The sequence below is a fragment of the Halomonas urmiana genome, from assembly GCF_005780185.1.
GTDB lineage: Bacteria > Pseudomonadota > Gammaproteobacteria > Pseudomonadales > Halomonadaceae > Halomonas > Halomonas urmiana.
This window is the reverse complement of record NZ_VBUI01000074.1, coordinates 1-917: the sequence shown is the minus strand read 5'-3', so window position 1 is coordinate 917 and position 917 is coordinate 1. Positions and strand designations below refer to the sequence as shown.

Here is a 917-nt window from a genome sequence, read left to right as displayed (position 1 = left end):
TAGGTTTTGTCCGAAAAGTCTGCTCGCAGGCAACGGTCTATGCACGCCAGGCATACCATGGCCCTGAAGCTGCTGGCCAACTTGTCGTACCGCGTGCAGATGCGGCGTAGTTCTTTGATCCACCCGAAACAGCGCTCGATGATATTCCTGTCGCAATACCGAGGTTTGTCAAAGCCCCTCGGCGCGCCAGGACGTGCCTTGCGCTTCATTTTTCGCCTGGCAATGATGGGCTTCATCCGGTGCCGGTCGCAGTAGCGGCGAAGCGGATCGCTGTCATAGCCCTTATCCGCGACGATGAAGCGGCAGCGCTTGAGCGGTCTGCCTACGGGACCAGGCAGGTGGACATGCTCCATGGTCGGGATGAAGTGCCGTGTATCCGAGTCCTGTCCCGGCGACAAGGTGAAGGTCAGCGGCCACCCATTTCGATCAGACACCATGTGGATCTTGGTCGTCAGGCCGCCTCTGCTGCGGCCCAGGGCATGGTCTACGGGCTCTTGGTATCCCCCTTTTTGCCGCCTCCCGAGGCGGCACGGGTAGCGCGGATCGAGGTCGAGTCGATCATCCACGTGTCGAGATCCATCAGACCATCCTCGCGGAGTCGCAACTGGAGCCGAGCCAGGATGGCTTCGAAGGTGCCCTCATCGCGCCACTGGCGGAAGCGGTCATAGACCGTCTTCCAAGGGCCGTAGCGCTCTGGCAAGTCACGCCACTTGGCGCCTGAACAAAGGATCCAGAAGATGCCATTCAACACCTGACGGTCATCACGGCGCGGACGCCCCATCGTTTGAGGCGGGGAGACAATATCTTCGATCAGGTCCCAACCGTAGTCGGAGATCTCGTAGCGTCCTGCCATAAGTCACCTATGCAGCTGCGACATAGGAAAAATTAGCACATCCGACTTTTCGGACAAAACCTAG

The 917-nt window shown here is 59.2% G+C and carries 1 protein-coding gene; it reads right to left on the bottom strand.

The features are described from left to right. Positions 1 to 853, bottom strand: a protein-coding gene (locus FEI13_RS18805; protein WP_138183016.1) for an IS5 family transposase whose coding sequence is annotated in 2 segments (ribosomal slippage) — positions 1 to 499 and positions 499 to 853 — 854 coding nt annotated over the 2 segments. Because the reading frame shifts where the segments join, the coding sequence is not laid out codon by codon here. This gene is flagged as partial in the annotation. Positions 854 to 917 lie beyond the last annotated feature (64 nt).